The organism is Streptomyces sp. f51, assembly GCF_037940415.1.
GTDB lineage: Bacteria > Actinomycetota > Actinomycetes > Streptomycetales > Streptomycetaceae > Streptomyces.
Map to the genome: position 1 here is coordinate 6,314,562 of NZ_CP149798.1, position 15,687 is coordinate 6,330,248.

Genomic DNA, 15,687 nt, shown 5'->3' on the forward strand with positions numbered 1-15,687 from the left:
AACGATCACGGGCCGTGATGCATTCCTGACCGGGCTCCGGGCACGCGGAATCGCAGATTGGCTGAAATAGTCCGATCAATCATCCCTCAGCTTGCGCCGGAGGCCGATCCGGGATCACGTCCGGTACAGCGCCTCGACCTCCGTCGAGTACGCCTTCTCGATCGCCTTGCGCTTCAGCTTCAGCGACGGCGTCAGCAGACCGTGCTCCTCGGTGAACTGGTTGGCCAGGATCCGGAACGTACGGATCGACTCGGCCTGCGAGACCAGGGTGTTCGCGGCGACCACGGCACGCCGCACCTCGGTCTCCAGATCAGGGTCGCGCACCAGATCGCCGGAGGACAGCGGGGGCTTGCCGCGCATCTGGAGCCAGTGCTCGACGGCCTCGGAGTCGAGGGTGACGAGCGCGGCGATGTACGGCCGGTCGTTGCCGACCACTATGCACTGCGCGACCAGCGGATGGTCGCGCACCCGCTCCTCCAGCACCCCCGGCGAGACGCTCTTGCCGCCGGAGGTCACCAGGATCTCCTTCTTGCGCCCGGTGATGGTGAGGTAGCCGTCCTCGTCCAGGGACCCGAGGTCCCCGGTGGCGAGCCAGCCGTCGTGCAGGGTGGCGTCGGTGGCCTTGTCGTTGTTCAGATAGCCCTGGAAGACGTTGCCGCCGTTCAGCCAGATCTCGCCGTCGTCCGCGATGTGCACGGTGGTGCCGGGGATCGCCTGTCCGACGGTTCCGAACCGGGTGAGCTCGGGCGGATTGGCGGTGGCGGCCGCCGTGGACTCGGTGAGCCCGTACCCCTCGTAGATGGTGATGCCCGCGCCCGCGAAGAACAGCCCGAGCCGCCGGTCCATCGCCGAGCCGCCGGACATCGCGTGTCTGACCCGGCCGCCCATCGCGGCCCGGACCTTCGAGTAGACGAGCTTGTCGAGGACCTGGTGCTGCATGCGCAGGCTCGCCGAGGGGCCCGGACCCGTGCCCCAGGCCTTGGCCTCGACGGCGTCCGCGTAGCGCACGGCGACGTCCACGGCCTTCTCGAAGGGGCCGGCCTTGCCCTCCCGCTCGGCCTTGCGGCGCGCGGAGTTGAAGACCTTCTCGAAGATGTACGGCACCGCGAGGAAGAAGGTGGGACGGAACGCGGCGAGGTCGGGGAGCAGCGCGGACGCGTGCAGCTGGGGCTGGTGCCCGAACTTGACCCTCCCGCGGAAGGCGGCGATCTGCACCATCCGTCCGAAGACGTGCGCGAGCGGCAGGAACAGCAGGGTGCTCGCCTCGTCGCCGCGCTTGGAGTGGAAGACGGGCTCCCAGCGCCCGATGACGGTGTCCGCCTCGAACATGAAGTTCGCGTGCGAGATGACACAGCCCTTGGGGCGCCCGGTGGTGCCCGAGGTGTAGATGATCGTCGCGATCGATTCCGGCGTGACGGCGCGGCGGTGCCGGTGCACCACGTCGTCGTCGATGTGCGCGCCCGCCTCGTACAGCTCGTGCACCGCGCCCACGTCGAGCTGCCAGAGCCGGTGCAGCTGGGGCAGCCGGTCGACGACCGTGGCGATGGTCATCGCGTGGTCCTCGTGCTCCACCATGACCGCCGACACCTGGGCGTCGTGCAGCATCCAGAAGACCTGCTCCGCCGAGGACGTGGGGTAGATGGGCACGACCTGGGCGCCGATCGTCCACAGGGCGAAGTCGAAGAGGCTCCACTCGTAGCGGGTACGGCACATGATGGCGACCCGGTCGCCGAAGCGGACACCGTGGGCCAGCATGCCCTTGGCGAGCGCCAGGACCTCGTCCCGGAACTCGGCCGAGGTGACATCGCGCCACTGCCCCTGCTCGTCCTTGCGGCCGAGAGCGACGTGGAGCGGGTCCAGGTGGGCATACTCGAACACGGCGTCGGCCAGGCCGCCCACCGGCGGCGCCGACGCCGACGGGGGGTTGGTGAACTCGCGCAATACCGCTCCTCGTGGCCTCCGCACAGCGCCGTGAAAGCTACCCCACCACGCGAGCGGACGGGAGGGGGCTCGAATCGCCGGGCAGTGCGCCGTGCGCACGAGTCAACTGCGGAAATGCCCGCACAAGGGGAAGGGGCGGACAGAATTCCTTACGGTTCCGTAGGTTTCGGGTGCTTAATCTCCACGGAATCGCTACGACCCCGGTCGACCGCGACGGACCCCGGTCCGGCGCCCGGCCGCCCGGCCGGTCCCCGGCCTGCCGTGGACACCACTCAGCCCCGCTGTCGCCCCCGGTGCAGCCGGTCCCCGCCTGCGAGGATCGCCGTCGCGAGCGCGTCCGCGGCGCCCTGCGCGGACGGCCGCCGCCGCCCGTGCACCAGCACGAAGTCGACCTCGCCGAGTTCCGGGAGCCCCGCCCGCTCCGGCACCCGGACCAGACCGGGCGGCACCAGTCCGCGGGAGTGCGCCATCACACCGAGGCCCGCGCGGGCCGCCGCGAGCAGACCGTTCAGGCTGCCGCTGGTGCAGGCGACACGCCACGGCCTGCCCTGGCGCTCCAGCGCTTCGAGGGCGAGCGCGCGGGTGATGCCCGGGGGCGGGTACACGATCAGCGGGACCGGGCGGTCCGGGTCGAGCCGCAGCCGCGGGGCGCCGATCCACACGAGCCGGTCGTGCCAGACGAGCTCGCCGCGCGGATCCTCGGGTCGCCGCTTCGCCAGCACCAGATCGAGATGCCCCGCGGCGAGCCGCTCGTGGAGCGTGCCGGACAGCTCGACCGTGAGCTCCAGGTCCACCTCGGGGTGGTCGGTGCGGAACCCCTCCAGGATCTCCGGCAGCCGCGTCAGCACGAAGTCCTCGGACGCGCCGAAACGCAGCCGGCCGCGCAGCCGTGTCCCGGCGAAGAACGCCGTCGCCTGCTCCTGGACCTCCAGGATCCGCCGCGCGAAGCCGAGCATCGCCTCGCCGTCCTCGGTGAGCTCGACGGAGTGGGTGTCGCGGGAGAAGAACTGCCGGCCGGCCGCGTCCTCCAGCCGGCGCACATGCTGGCTGACCGTGGACTGGCGCACCCCCAGCCGCCGGGCGGCCTGCGTGAAACTCAGCGTCTGGGCCACCGCCAGGAACGTACGCAGCTGGGAAGGGTCGTACACACCCTCACGTTATCGCGATACGTGATGACAGTCAGAGCGGTATGACGGATTCCCGATCGGGGCGGGGCGGAGGACGATGGAGAGGGCACGATCCGCCGACGGCGATCGGCCGCACCGAACCGAGCGACCGAGCAGTGGAGCACCGTGAAACGCCTGAAGTGGCCGCGCTGGATGCCGGTCGACCCCTACATCCTGCTGCTGCTCGGGACCGTGGGCCTCGCCGCCCTGCTCCCCGCGAGAGGAACGGCCGCGGACGTCGCCTCGGGCGCGTCCACGGCGGCCATCGCCTTCCTCTTCTTCCTGTACGGCGCACGCCTGTCCACCCGTGAGGCACTGGACGGCCTCCGGCACTGGCGCCTGCACGGCACGGTCCTGATCTGCACCTTCGTGGCGTTCCCGCTGCTCGGCCTCGCCGCCCGCGGCCTCGAGCCGGTGCTCCTGACGCACGACCTCTACACCGGCCTCCTCTTCCTCACCCTCGTCCCCTCGACCATCCAGTCGTCGATCGCCTTCACCTCGATCGCCCGCGGCAACGTGCCCGCCGCCATCTGCGCGGGCTCCTTCTCGTCGCTCGCCGGCATCGTCGTCACCCCCCTGCTCGCCGCGCTCCTCCTCGGCAACAGCGGCGGCGGGTTCTCCGCGGACTCGGTCGTCAGGATCGTGCTCCAGCTCCTGGTGCCGTTCCTGGCCGGACAACTGCTGCGCCCCTGGATCGGCGCGTTCATCACCCGCCACAAGAAGGTGCTCGGCCTCGTCGACCGCGGATCGATCCTGCTCGTCGTGTACACCGCGTTCAGCGAGGGCATGGTGCGGGGCATCTGGAGCCAGGTGAGCGCCGTCCGGCTGGGGGGCCTCCTCCTGGTCGAGGCACTGCTGCTCGCCGTGATGCTCCTGCTGACCTGGTACGGCACGAAGGTCCTGCGCTTCGGCCGGGAGGACCGGATCGCCATCCAGTTCGCCGGGTCCAAGAAGTCGCTCGCCTCGGGCCTGCCCATGGCCGGTGTCCTGTTCGGAGCGCACGCCTCCCTCGCCGTGCTCCCGCTGATGCTCTTCCACCAGATGCAGCTCATGGTGTGCGCGGTGATCGCCAAGCGCCGGGCCCGCGACCCCGAGGCGGGCGGCCGGACCGGCCCGGACGGGCCGGCCGGCACCCGGGGCGCGACGGGACGGCGGTTTCTAGTCCGTTCCGCTCACGTGGTCCAGCGGTAGCCACAGCACGGTGTCCGGGGTCACCTTCCGTGAGGGCGTCGCCGACAGCTCGGCGTCGCTCAACGCGCGGTCGTAGACCCGTACGTCGTCGATCGCTCCGGTGAAGTGGGCCCGGCCGTCCATCCGCTGGCCGACGTGCACACCGAACGGCGAGTTCCGGCTCACCGATCCGGGCACGTCGGCCGTGCTCACCGTCGTCCCGTCGACGAACAGGGTGAGCTGTCCCGCGCCGCGCCGCAGCGCCAGACGGTGCCACTGGCCGTCGTTGAAGGCGGCCGTGGTCCGAACGAACGCCGTGGCCGGGGGCGAGGCGCCGTCCCGGGTGGTGATCAGTCCGGTGATGCGGTTGGACGCGGGCTCCCCGCGCAGCCACACCTGCGGCTGGCTCGTCCCGATCCCGCCCATCCACAGCAGCGGCTGCTCACCGGCGGTGGCGGTGTAGCGGAACCACAGGGAAGCGGTGAAGTCCCTCGTGCCCAGCGGCAACCGGTCCTGATAGGGCAGCCGTACGGCGTCGTCGGTGCCGTCGAACTCCAGCGCGCCGCCGAGGACGCCCGAGGTCTCGCCCGCGCCGCCGAGCACCGCCGCCCGCCGGGTGAACGGGGCCAGGTCGGCCGTCGTCGGGTCGGGGCCCCGGCGCGCCTGGAGCCAGTCCTCGGTGAAACGGGCGAAGCGGATCTCGTCGCGCGCGTCCACCGCACCGCCCTCGTACACCAGGCCCACGGTGGCGCCGTCGACCGGCACCAGGTCGGAGTAGCCGGACCAGTCGGTGGTGACGACCGTGCCGCGGTCGACGCTGTCCCAGGTGCGACCGCCGTCGTAGGAGGAGCGGATCATCATGGTCCGGCGGCGGTCGGGGTCGGCGGGGCAGGACAGCAGGATCCGGTCGCCGAACCGCAGCGTCGAGCCCTGCACCTGGGGCGCGTAGAGGTCGGGGACGTTGCGGAAGGGGGACACGAAGCTGTCGCCGCCGTCCCGGCTGACCGCCTGGGTGCGGTGGCCGAGGTCGGTGCCGTCCTGCTCGCGGCCGCTGACCAGAACCGATCCGTCGGCGCGCTCGGTGAGCGTCATCTCGGACGGCTTCTGCCGGTACGTGCCGTCGGCCGCGATCGGCCAGGAGTCCGTGGCCCCGATGTCCCAGTGGTCGCCGCCGTCGTCGCTGGTGACGAGAGCGGCGTTGTTGGCGGTGACCCGGCTGCCGTCCCAGGTCTCGGTGTTGACGGCGAAGACGAGCCGTCCCGCGTGCCGGCCGCGGGTGAGCTGGATGCCGTGCACAGGACCGGTGGCGTACCAGGAGTTCCAGTTCGCGGGCAGGATCTCGCCGCTCAGATCGCGCGGCGCGGACCAGCTGAGGCCGTCGTCGTCGCTGTACTGGAGGTGCGGGGTGCGGTCGCAGGGGACCGAGCAGCTCGCGCTGTCGGTGCGGCCGGTGTTGTAGGTCTCCGCCAGCACGATCCGGCCGGTCTTCCGGTCCACGACCGGGGTGGGATTGCCGTGGGTGTCGCCGTTCCCTTCGTTGACGACCTGGAGCGGGCTCCAGGTGCGCCCGCCGTCGGTGGAGCGCTTCACCACGATGTCGATGTCGGCCGCGTCGCCGCAGTTCAGGACGCGTCCCTCGGCGAACGCCAGCAGGGTGCCCCGGGTCGTCCTGACGACGGAGGGGATGCGGAAACAGGCGTAACCCGGATCCTGGGAGGCCTTGAACAGCACCTGCTGCTCGAACGTGCCGGCGGCGGTGCCCGCCTCGGCGCGGGCCGTGCCCGGGAGCGTGACGAGTGCGGCGATGCCGAGAAGGACGACGAGAAGGGATCTCAGACGGGTGGGGAGGCGTGACGGCATGGTGCGACCTGCCCTTCGTACGACGGCTGGGCATTCCGGATCCTATGGACATCCCACGTCCAACGTTCGCGCCGCAGAGGCTACTTGGGCGTTCACACACCCCACAAGGAGCAGGTACCGGTCGTGTTCACGCCAGATTTCCGCGGTCGCGTGGCCGTGCGGAGAGAGCCGTTCACGGGCTTGTCGATCCGGATTTCCGGTACGGACGGCTGATGCGGGCTAACGTTCCGTCATGACCGCACCCGAAACCGAACCCCGCCTCGCCCTCGACCCGACGCGCACGGCCCTCGTGCTCGTCGATCTGATGGAGCGCATCGTGGCGCTGCCCCTCGAACCGCACAAGGGCACCAAAGTACTGGCCACCGCACAGGAGTTGGCGGATTCCTTCCGGAAGGCGGGCGCGCTCGTCGTCCTCGTGAGGGTCGAGCGGTCCGGGGTCGCCGAGCAGCCCCCGGGGAGCGGACTGGTCTCCGGACTCGTCGCGGAGGGTGATCTGGAGATCGTGAAGCGGACCATCGGCGGCTTCCAGGGCACCGGCCTCGACGAGCGGCTGCGCGAACACGGCGTCTCCACCCTGGTGTTCGGCGGAATCGCCACCAACCTCGGAGTCGAGTCGACCGCCCGCGCCGGCGGCGACCTCGGCTACGACCTGGTCTTCGTGGAGGACGCGATGGCCGCGTTCACCCCGGCCGAGCACGAGGCATCCGTCCGTCTGGACTTCCCGCGCCTCGGCACGGTCGTCACCGCCGGCGAGGTGCGCTTCTCGACGCGGTGACCCCGCGGGGCGGCGCAGCCCGGCCGGTACGGGCCGCCGGCCGGGGCCGGGCAGACACGGGGCCCCCTCCGGCGCAGGGGGCGCTCCCCGCCGTCCGGGGCCCCGCCGCCGTGTCGCGGGGAGCCGCTGTCAGCCCTGGCCGGCCGTGGCCCGCAGGGTGACGCGGTGCTCGCCCGCGTACACGTTCATGTTGGCGCCGCGCAGGAAACCGACGAGGGTCAGGCCGGTCTCCGCCGCCAGGTCGACGGCCAGCGACGACGGGGCGGAGACCGCCGCGAGCACCGGGATCCCGGCCATCACGGCCTTCTGCGCCAGCTCGAAGGAGGCGCGGCCGGAGACCAGCAGGACCGTCCGGGACAGCGGGAGCGAGCCGTTCTGGAGGGCGCGGCCGACCAGCTTGTCGACCGCGTTGTGCCGGCCCACGTCCTCGCGGATGTCGACCAGCTCACCCTCCTCGGTGAACAGCGCCGCCGCGTGCAGGCCCCCGGTCCGGTCGAAGACCCGCTGAGCCGCGCGCAGCCGGTCGGGGAGGCTCGCCAGCAGCCCGGGCTCCAGCCGCACCGGGGGAGCGGTGCCGTCCAGCGTGTCGTCGATGGTCCAGCGGGCCGTCGTCCGCACCGCGTCCAGGCTCGCCTTTCCGCACAGACCGCACGAGGACGTCGTGTACACATTGCGTTCGAGCGTGATGTCGGGGACGACGAGACCGGGCGCCGTCCGTACGTCGACGATGTTGTACGTGTTGGAGCCGTCCACCGTGGCGCCCGCGCAGTAGACGATGTTCTGGAGCTCGTCGGCCCGGCCCAGCACCCCTTCGCTCACCAGGAAGCCCGCGGCCAGCGCGAAATCGTCGCCGGGGGTGCGCATGGTGATCGCCAGGGGCTTGCCGTCGAGCCGGATCTCCAGCGGTTCCTCGGCGACGAGCGTGTCCGGTCGGGTGCTCACGGCCCCGTCCCGGATGCGGATCACCTTGCGTCGTTCCGTGACTCGTCCCATGTCCTGATCAGTCCCGCTTCCGTACGTGCGGCCGGCCGGATCGGTCCTGGCGATCGCCGGTTGGCGTTCGGCCACCCGGGGCACGGTGCGGGGGTGACCTTCGTGTCTCATTGTCCTGCACCGGTGGAGCGGGCCGCGCGTGGTGCCTCACGGGGTCCGCCGCCCGCCCTGCTCTCACGCGCTGGTCGGTCCCGCTCACGCCGCCGTCCGCAGCGCGAGCAGATCCGAGAGGGCGTACACGGTGCGCAGCGTCGGGACCCGTACCCCGGTGGTCTCCGCCAGTTCCACGACGGCCGCGAGCAGCACGTCCAGTTCCAGCGGCTTGCCGCGCTCCAGGTCCTGGAGTGTGGAGGTGCGGTGGTCGCCGACCCGCTCGGCACCGGCGAGGCGACGCTCGATGGACACCCCCACATCGCAGCCGAGGGCCTGGGCGACGGCCAGCGTCTCGGCCATCATGATCTCGACGACCCCGCGGGTTCCGCGGTGCAGGCACATCTGCCGCATCGTGGCCCGGGTCAGCGCGCTGATCGGGTTGAAGGAGATGTTGCCGAGCAGCTTGAGCCAGATGTCGTTGCGCAGCTCCGGTTCGACCGGGCATTTCAGCCCGCCCTCGCGCATCGCGTCGCTGAACGCGCGGCAGCGCGCCGAGACGGAGCGGTCCGGTTCCCCGACGGAGAACCGGGTGCCTTCGAGGTGGCGGACGACTCCCGGTGCCGCCAGCTCGGTCGCGGCGTACACGACGCAGCCGACCGCACGCTCGGGGGCCAGCACCGCGCTGACCGCGCCGCCCGGGTCCACGCTCTCCACCCGGCGGCCGTCGTGGGGTCCGCCGTGCCGGTGGAAGTACCACCAGGGGATGCCGTTCTGGGCGGCGATCACCGCGGTGGTGTCGTGCAGCAGGGGCTCGATCAACGGCCCGCACGCCGCGTACGAGTTGGCCTTCAGGCCGAGGAAGACGTAGTCGACCGGGCCGATCCGGGCCGGGTCGTCGGTGGCATGGGCTTGGGCGGTGAAGTCCCCGCGTGGGCTGAGGACTTGGACGCCGTGCTGCCTCATGGCCGCGAGATGCGGTCCACGGGCCACGAGATGCACGTCGGCGCCCGCGCGGTGCAGGGCGGCGCCGACGTAGGCGCCGATCGCACCGGCGCCGAGAACTGCGACTCTCACGGTGGGGCGCTCCGTTCGGTCGAGGGTACCGAGGAACTGCCGAACACTGTCGACGAAATATTGTCTACAGGATGGAAGGTGGCTCGACAAGGGTGCGGTCGGGACAGGACCGGCCGGCGCGGGACCGGGTCCGCGTCCCGGGTGCCCGCAGCCCGGGTGCCGGGGTGCCGGACGCCGGATGCCGGCAAGGCGACCGCGCCGGGTCCATCCCCCGGTGCCGGACTGGGCGACCGTGCCGGGTCCGCGTCCCCGGTGCCCGGCCCGGCGACCGTTCGTCGCGCCAGGGATACCGCTCATCGCATACGGTCGACGTGTTCGCGTCCCCCCGCTTCACAGCCGGACAACCGCTTCCTATCGTCCGGATCATGAGCCCTCCCGTCGCACCCCCCGGTTGGAGCCGCTGGCTCGTCCCGCCGGCCGCCCTGTCGGTCCACCTCTCCATCGGCCAGGCCTACGCCTGGAGCGTCTTCAAGCCGCCGCTCGAATCCGCGCTCGGTCTCAGCGGAACCCAGAGCGCGCTGCCCTTCCAGCTGGCCATCGTGATGCTCGGTCTGTCGGCCGCGTTCGGCGGCACCCTCGTCGAGCGCAACGGTCCGCGCTGGGCCATGACCGTCGCCCTCGTCTGCTTCTCCTCCGGCTTCCTCATCTCCGCGCTCGGCGCGGCCACCGAGCAGTACTGGCTGATCGTCCTCGGCTACGGCTTCGTCGGCGGCACGGGCCTCGGCATCGGCTACATCTCACCCGTCTCCACCCTGATCAAGTGGTTCCCGGACAGGCCCGGAATGGCCACCGGCATCGCGATCATGGGCTTCGGCGGCGGCGCGCTCATCGCCTCGCCCTGGTCCGCACAGATGCTGAAGTCGTTCGGTTCCGACTCCTCCGGGATCGCGCTCGCCTTCCTCGTGCACGGGCTCTCGTACGCCGTGTTCATGACGCTCGGTGTGCTGCTGGTGCGGGTGCCGCGCGGCGAGGCACCGGTCGCGTCCGGGCCGAGCGCGCTCGACGGGGTCCAGGTCTCCGCCCGCAGCGCCGTCCGCACCCCGCAGTTCTGGCTGCTGTGGGTCGTTCTGTGCATGAACGTCACCGCGGGCATAGGCATCCTGGAGAAGGCCGCGCCGATGATCACGGACTTCTTCGCGGACGGCTCCACCCCGGTCACCGCCTCCGCGGCCGCCGGGTTCGTCGCCCTGCTCTCCGCCGCCAACATGGCCGGCCGCATCGGCTGGTCCTCGACCTCCGACCTGATCGGCCGCAAGAACGTCTACCGCGTCTACCTCGGGGTCGGCGCCCTGATGTACGCGCTGATCGCCTGGCTCGGGGACTCCTCGAAGCCGCTGTTCGTCCTGAGCGCGCTGGTGATCCTCTCCTTCTACGGCGGGGGCTTCGCCACGATCCCCGCGTATCTGAAGGACCTGTTCGGCACCTACCAGGTCGGCGCCATCCACGGCCGGCTGCTCACCGCCTGGTCCACCGCCGGTGTGCTCGGCCCGCTGATCGTGAACCGGATCGCCGATCACCAGGAGGCGGCGGGCAGACACGGCCCGTCGCTGTACGGACTGTCGTTCCTGATCATGATCGGGCTGCTCGCCGTCGGATTCGTCGCGAACGAGTTCGTACGCCCCGTGCACGCCCGCCACCACATCCCCGCGCCGAGGGAGGCCGCCGATGTCGCACGACAGCAGCCCGAGTCCGCCTGACGGCGGCGCCGTCCCGGGTCCGTCCGACCGGCGGGCGCTCACCGTCCTCGCCTGGCTCTGGGTGGGCGCACCCCTGTGCTACGGGGTCTACGAGCTCGTACAGAAGGCGACCCAACTGTTCTCGGGGTAGGTGTTCGGACGTCCCAAGGTCTGACAGAAGCCGACAAGCCTGGCGGCGCAATCCTGTGGCTTCACCTGCCGTCGTACCCGCGAGTCACTGATCAGACTGGTGGATCCCGCTACCCGAAGCACGAGGGGGACCACTCATGAACGGCTCACGGATCGCCGCCGTCGGCCATTACCAGCCCGCCAGGGTACTCACCAACGAGGACCTGGCGGGCATGGTCGACACCAGTGACGAGTGGATCCGGAGCCGTGTGGGCATCCGGACCCGCCATGTCGCGGGCCCCGACGAACCCGTCGACGAGCTGGCCGCGCACGCCGCCGCCAAGGCGCTCGCCTCGGCCGGTCTGACGCCCGGCGACATCGACCTCGTCCTCGTCGCCACCTCCACGGCCGTCGACCGCTCCCCGAACATGGCCGCCCGGGTCTCGGCCCGTCTCGGCATCCCCTCGCCCGCCGCGATGGACGTCAACGTCGTCTGCGCCGGGTTCACCCACGCCCTCGCCACCGCCGACCACGCCGTGCGGGCCGGCGCGGCCACCCGGGCGCTCGTCATCGGCGCCGACAAGATGACCGACGTGACGGACTGGACCGACCGCACCACGTGCGTCCTCGTCGGGGACGGCGCGGGGGCCGCCGTGGTCGAGGCCTGTCCCGCGGGCGAGGAGCCCGGGGTCGGGCCGGTGCTGTGGGGCTCGGTGCCCGAGATGGGCAACGCGGTACGCATCGAGGGCACCCCGTCGCGGTTCGCGCAGGAGGGCCAGAGCGTCTACCGCTGGGCCACCACGCAGCTCCCGCCGATCGCCCGGAGGGCCTGCGAGCGGGCCGGTCTCACGCCCGAGGACCTGGCCGGAGTCGTCCTGCACCAGGCCAACCTGCGCATCATCGAGCCGCTCGCCCTGAAGATCGGCGCGGTCAACGCCGTCGTCGCACGCGATGTCGTCGACTCCGGGAACACCTCGGCCGCCAGCATCCCGCTCGCCTTCTCCAAGCTCGTCGAGCGCGGGGAGATCTCCACCGGCGACCCCGTCCTGCTGTTCGGCTTCGGCGGCAACCTCTCCTACGCGGGGCAGGTCGTCCGCTGCCCGTGAGGCGGCCCCATCCGCCCGTCCGGCCCCGCCGCCCCCGGTGCCAGGAGCCCAACTTCCCTGTCTGCGGCGCGTTTGCGCGCCGTAGACTGTAGGCGAAAGACAATTGATAATCGACTTCCTATCGCGGCGACGACGCTGCCAAGGGAGGGACCGTGATGTTGTCGAGTGGCCTGCCCCAGGGAGCGGTACCCAAGCTCGAACGGCCCGGCCCGCTGCGTGACCGCGTCTACGAAGCGCTGCTCGAACTCATCACGACCCGCGCCCTGAAGCCGGGCCAGCACCTCGTCGAGAGCGAACTCGCCGGTCATCTCGGGGTCTCCCGGCAGCCCGTACGGGAGGCGCTCCAGCGGCTGAGCACCGACGGCTGGGTCGATCTGCGGCCCGCTCAGGGCGCGTTCGTGCACGAGCCGACCGAGGCGGAGGCCGACCAGCTCCTCACCGTCCGTACGCTCCTGGAGGCCGAAGCCGCCCGGCTCGCCGCCGCCAACGCGGGGCCCGCCGCCGTCGGCGTGCTGGAGGACCTGTGCGCGGAGGGCGAGCGGGCGGTCGACGCCGACGACGTCGACGCCGCGGTCGCGCTGAACGCGCGGCTGCACGCCAAGGTCATGGAACTCGCCGGCAACAGGGTCCTCGCCGAACTGGCCGCACAGGTCGACCGCCGGGTCCGCTGGTACTACACACCGGTGGCCAGGCAGCGCGGACGGCAGTCGTGGACCGAACACCGCGAACTGATCGCAGCGATAGCCGCCCGCGACGGCCGGCGCGCCACCGACGTCATGCGGGCCCACACGGAACAGACACGGCAGATGTACCACGACCGCGAGAAGTAGCCGGTCCGGTTCTCTTGGCACGGCGTGTCCACGGGCCACCCTCGTTCGGGTGGCCCGTGGAGGGTTCAGGCGACCGGCTGTGGTGCCGGCGTGGACGTGTCCGCGGTGCTGTGGCCGGGGCGGCGCAGCAGCAGGGCGACCGCGGCCGCCGCCATGGAGATGCCGCCGGCCAGCGCGTAGGCGCCGTCGTAGCCCCAGGCGGCGACCACCATCGAGCCGAGGCCGCCGCCGAACAGGCCGCTGATCAGCTTTCCGCTGTACACCAGACCGTAGTTGGTGGCGTTGTAGTTCTCGCCGAAGTAGTCCGGGGTCAGGGCCGCGAACATCGGGTAGAAGGCGCCGCCGCCGAATCCGGAGAGGAAGGCGAAGAACAGGAACAGGGCCTCGCTGTGGATGTCACCGGCCCAGATCACACCGAACTGCGCCAGTCCCAGGACCACGATGACGAAGACCAGCGTCCGCTTGCGCCCCCAGATGTCGGAGAGCCAGCCCACCACACCCCGCCCCACGCCGTTGACGACCGCCATCACGCCCATCGACGACGCCGCCACCAGCGGGCCGAAGCCGACCTCCTTGGCGTAGTCGACCTGGAAGGAGATGCCGAAGATCGACACACCGGCGGTCATCACCAGGGCGACCCACATCAGCGGCAGCACACCGGTCCTGATCGCCTCCTTGGGGGTGTACTGCTTCACGGCGGGCGGGTTCTTCAGGCTCGCGGCACGCTTCCCGGAACCGCCGTGGGCCATCGGGTCGACGTCCGCGGGCCACCAGTTCTTCGGCGGGTCCTTGAAGAAGAACGCGGCGGCCAGCACCACGACCATCACGTAGACGCCGATGAGATCCAGCACCCGGTGGTAATTGGCCGTGTCGAAGGCGTAGTTGAAGATGAAGATGAACGGCAGGGAGCCGTACGCGAATCCGCCGTTGACGAATCCCGTACGGGCCCCACGGCGCTCGGGGAACCACTTCCCGACCATGTTGATGCAGGTCGCGTACACCAGCCCGGACCCGATGCCGCCGATGACGCCGAAGCCCAGGATCGCCAGTGCCACGTCGCTGAGATGCGACAGGGCGAGGAAGCCGGCCGCGCACATGACCGAGCCCGTGAACATGGCCTTGCGGGCCGTCAGGACGCCTCTCTCCCGCAGCCAGCCGGCCGGGAACGCGATCCCCGCCTGGAAGAACACCCAGATGCTCAGGATCCAGAAGGTGTTGCTCTGCGTCCAGCCATGGGCGTGCGACAGGGTGTCCTCGGCCGAGCCGTACGCGTACTCGAAGACACTGATGGCCATCATGGCGACCCAGGGCAGGTACACCATGAACGAGCGCGAGTGGCCGAGGATGTCCCGATCGCTCTCGCCGACCCGGTAGACCCGGCCCCGGGCGTCGGTGATCTCCCGGTACGCGCGCCCGGGATCGCCGTGACCGTCGTCCGGCGAGTCCTTCGCCGCGATGGGTTCCGCCGTCATGACGCCATCTCCTCGCCGAGCGGGTGCGGATTGGGAACGATGCGGCGGGCCCGTGGCCTGCCCGGTGCCCTGAGGAACAGGGCCAGTACGGCGGACGCCAGACCGGCGGACCCGGCGAGCACGAAGGCGCCGTGATAGTCCCACGCGCCGACGGCGACCGCGGCCGTGCCGGCGCCCACGAGGCCCGTGACCAGCTGCGAGCTGTGGACCAGACCGTAGACCGAGGCGTTGTTGTCCTCACCGAAGCAGTCCGCCGTCATGGCCGCGAACAGCGGGAGGACGGCGCCGCCGGCGAAGCCGGAGACCAATGAGCAGAACAGGAAGAACGGCACACTGCCCGCCCGGCCGGACACCAGCACACCGAACTGGGCCGACCCCAGCACCAGACACACCACGATCAGGGTGCGACGCCGGCCGACGCGGTCGGAGACCCAGCCGACGACCCCGCGCCCGGTGCCGTCGACGACCGCCCTCAGCGACATCGCCGCGGCCAGTGTCCCGCCCGCGAAGCCCATGTCCCTCCCGAACGGGACCTGGAAGGCGAGACCGAAGAGGTCGATCCCGGCCGTGCACAGCAGACAGGACCACATCGTCCACAGCACGGGGGTACGCGCGGCCTCCCTCGGGGTGTACTGCCTGACCGCCGGCGGGTTCTTCTCCAGCGCCCGCCGGATCCCCGGGTCGTCGGGCACCTTCAGCGGGTCGACGCCCGGCGGCCACCAGCCCTTCGGCGGGTCCTCCAGGAACCGGCCGGCCGCCGCGACCAGCGCGCAGCAGACCAGGCCGACGCCCACGAGCACACCCCGGTGGCCGCCCGGGTCCACGGGCCAGGTGAACAGGAGGAGCAACGGCAGGGCCCCGCAGGCGAAGCCGCCGTCGACGAAGCCCGTCCTCGCGCCCCTTCGCTCCGGGTACCACTTGCCGACCAGGGTCACGCAGGTCACGCGGACGAGGCCCGCGCCGATGCCGCCGCACACGGCGAAGCCGAGCAGCGCGATGCTCGCCCCTGGCGCGAACGCCGACGGCACCTGGCCGAGCAGGGTGCCGAGCGCGCCCAGCAGCATCGCCGTACGGGCGCGGAGCCTGCCGCTGTCGCGCAGCCGCCCGGCCGGGAAGGCCACGGCCGCCTGGAAGAACATCCAGACACCCAGCAGCCAGAGGACGTGTCCGCCGCTCCGGAGGTGAGCCTCCCGGAGCATGCCGTCCGCCGAAGCGAACGCGTACCCGGCGGAGCCGGTGCCCAGCATGCCCACCCAGGGCAGGAAGACCATCCAGGCGCGCCTGCGGCCCATGATGTCGAGGTCGGTCTCGCCGACGCGGTACACGCGTCCGTGCCGGTCCCTCACCTCGCGGCGAGGCACCGGAGTCGAGCAGCCGGTGGTTGTCATCTCGATCGAGATCC

At 71.4% G+C, this 15,687-nt stretch carries 13 protein-coding genes; 6 read left to right on the forward strand and 7 right to left on the reverse strand.

The window, feature by feature from the left end; all coding sequences use genetic code 11:
• Positions 1 to 114: 114 nt before the first annotated feature.
• A complete protein-coding gene (locus tag WJM95_RS27365) occupies positions 115 to 1,941 on the reverse strand; it encodes an AMP-binding protein (protein ID WP_339132460.1) in 1,827 nt (608 codons plus the stop codon).
• Positions 1,942 to 2,213: 272 nt separating this feature from the next.
• Positions 2,214 to 3,089: a LysR substrate-binding domain-containing protein gene (locus tag WJM95_RS27370; protein ID WP_339132461.1), complete on the reverse strand. Its 876-nt coding sequence runs from the start codon at positions 3,087 to 3,089 to the stop codon at positions 2,214 to 2,216.
• A 144-nt stretch (positions 3,090 to 3,233) separates the two neighbouring features.
• On the opposite strand from WJM95_RS27370, the gene WJM95_RS27375 reads away from it, so the two are divergent.
• The gene (locus WJM95_RS27375; protein WP_339132462.1) at positions 3,234 to 4,298 is read left to right on the forward strand and encodes a bile acid:sodium symporter family protein; all 1,065 of its coding nucleotides are present in this window, start codon (positions 3,234 to 3,236) and stop codon (positions 4,296 to 4,298) included.
• On the opposite strand, the gene WJM95_RS27380 is transcribed toward WJM95_RS27375, so the two are convergent.
• A complete protein-coding gene (locus WJM95_RS27380; protein WP_339132463.1) occupies positions 4,266 to 6,137 on the reverse strand; it encodes an exo-alpha-sialidase in 1,872 nt (623 codons plus the stop codon). The genes WJM95_RS27375 and WJM95_RS27380 overlap by 33 nt on opposite strands.
• 232 nt (positions 6,138 to 6,369) lie before the next feature.
• Here WJM95_RS27380 and WJM95_RS27385 point away from each other — a divergent pair, with 232 nt between their 5' ends.
• Entirely contained in the window at positions 6,370 to 6,912 is a 543-nt protein-coding gene (locus tag WJM95_RS27385; RefSeq protein WP_339132464.1) for an isochorismatase family protein, read from the forward strand.
• Between the two features lie 129 nt (positions 6,913 to 7,041).
• On the opposite strand, the gene fdhD is transcribed toward WJM95_RS27385, so the two are convergent.
• Both fdhD and WJM95_RS27395 read right to left on the reverse strand, forming a co-directional pair.
• Positions 7,042 to 7,905, reverse strand: a complete 864-nt coding sequence (gene fdhD, locus WJM95_RS27390) for a formate dehydrogenase accessory sulfurtransferase FdhD (protein WP_339132465.1) — start codon at positions 7,903 to 7,905, stop codon at positions 7,042 to 7,044.
• 195 nt (positions 7,906 to 8,100) lie between these two features.
• Positions 8,101 to 9,072, reverse strand: coding sequence for a 2-dehydropantoate 2-reductase (locus WJM95_RS27395; protein WP_339132466.1), 972 nt, complete (start codon positions 9,070 to 9,072; stop codon positions 8,101 to 8,103).
• Positions 9,073 to 9,437: 365 nt separating this feature from the next.
• Between WJM95_RS27395 and WJM95_RS27400 the strand changes: the two genes are divergently transcribed.
• The 4 genes from WJM95_RS27400 to WJM95_RS27415 all read left to right on the forward strand — a co-directional run bounded on the left by WJM95_RS27400 (position 9,438) and on the right by WJM95_RS27415 (position 12,813).
• Positions 9,438 to 10,769, forward strand: coding sequence for an OFA family MFS transporter (locus WJM95_RS27400; protein WP_339132467.1), 1,332 nt, complete (start codon positions 9,438 to 9,440; stop codon positions 10,767 to 10,769).
• Positions 10,738 to 10,899: a hypothetical protein gene (locus WJM95_RS27405; protein WP_339132468.1), complete on the forward strand. Its 162-nt coding sequence runs from the start codon at positions 10,738 to 10,740 to the stop codon at positions 10,897 to 10,899. The genes WJM95_RS27400 and WJM95_RS27405 overlap by 32 nt, the downstream gene beginning before the upstream one ends.
• Positions 10,900 to 11,035: 136 nt before the next feature.
• Entirely contained in the window at positions 11,036 to 11,983 is a 948-nt protein-coding gene (locus WJM95_RS27410; RefSeq protein WP_339132469.1) for a beta-ketoacyl-ACP synthase III, read from the forward strand.
• Between the two features lie 155 nt (positions 11,984 to 12,138).
• Positions 12,139 to 12,813, forward strand: coding sequence for a GntR family transcriptional regulator (locus WJM95_RS27415; protein WP_339132470.1), 675 nt, complete (start codon positions 12,139 to 12,141; stop codon positions 12,811 to 12,813).
• A gap of 65 nt (positions 12,814 to 12,878) precedes the next feature.
• Here the strand turns inward: WJM95_RS27415 and WJM95_RS27420 are convergent, their stop codons facing one another.
• Both WJM95_RS27420 and WJM95_RS27425 read right to left on the reverse strand, forming a co-directional pair.
• Entirely contained in the window at positions 12,879 to 14,285 is a 1,407-nt protein-coding gene (locus WJM95_RS27420) for an OFA family MFS transporter (protein ID WP_339132471.1), read from the reverse strand.
• Positions 14,282 to 15,673, reverse strand: coding sequence for an OFA family MFS transporter (locus WJM95_RS27425; protein WP_339132472.1), 1,392 nt, complete (start codon positions 15,671 to 15,673; stop codon positions 14,282 to 14,284). The genes WJM95_RS27420 and WJM95_RS27425 overlap by 4 nt, the downstream gene beginning before the upstream one ends.
• Positions 15,674 to 15,687 lie beyond the last annotated feature (14 nt).